The organism is Oleiphilus sp. HI0066, from assembly GCF_001635725.1.
Genome location: NZ_LWFH01001340.1, coordinates 1 through 849, shown reverse-complemented (window position 1 = coordinate 849; position 849 = coordinate 1). Strand labels below are relative to the sequence as shown.

The window sequence follows — 849 nt, the reverse complement described above, 5'->3', positions numbered from 1 at the left end:
TTGTAATACTCCCAAGTTAAATCGCCAACTTGAGAGTAGTAGGTATACAAAAAACCAATCTCGAAAGCTCGGTCACGATTTTCAATACCGACAAAAATATCTTTGCTTGCATCGTTGATATCTTCTGTATCCAAGAAGTAATCGTTATACGAAGCGATCAGGGCGATTGAGATATTGTTATGACGAAAACCTGTCCATCCAACTACTTTATCTTTAATAAAAAAGTCGCCGAAATCTGCATCGATAAATGGATAGGGCTCTGTGTACCCATCTTGCCCCTGATATATGCCTGATTCGTATGTAACACCTAGGCCATAGGCATTTCGTTCGTCCGCATTAGCACTTAATGAGAGAAACCCTAAGCAAAAAAGGAGGGCATGAAATAAACTACGCTTCATCAATCGTCCAATATCGAAGTAAAACAGCGGGCTATTGTAACGATTGCTTACACAAAGGAATGAGAAACAAGGCTGTTTTTTCTATTTCAAAGATATTTTTGTAGCGCTAGCGTGTTAACTACTTATTTATTTGAGCAAACCAATGAGCAACGCGATCGTGAAGGATATCTGTATCTATTGGCTTAGTAATATAGTCCGACATACCCGCTTCTAGGCATTTTTCGCGATCACCATCGATAGCGTTCGCGGTCATCGCGATTATTGGTATATCTTTATAAGACTCTCCACATTCACCTTTTCTTATGTTTTGAGTTGTTTCATATCCATCCATCTCGGGCATTTGGCAATCCATGAAGATCATGCCATAGCTTGGTTCGTTGCTCATTTTCTCAAGCGCTTCAACACCATGATTCGCGACCTCAACACTTAAACCAAGCCCTTCAAGTAAGGT

Annotated in this window: 2 protein-coding genes; both read right to left on the bottom strand. The window is 40.2% G+C overall.

The features are described 5' to 3' along the window. Positions 1-398: MipA/OmpV family protein (locus A3738_RS20175; RefSeq protein ID WP_156504363.1), on the bottom strand; the 398-nt coding region annotated here is incomplete at its 3' end. Positions 399-516: 118 nt separating this feature from the next. After that, the coding region (locus A3738_RS20170; RefSeq protein WP_156504362.1) for a response regulator at positions 517-849 on the bottom strand (333 nt) is incomplete at its 5' end.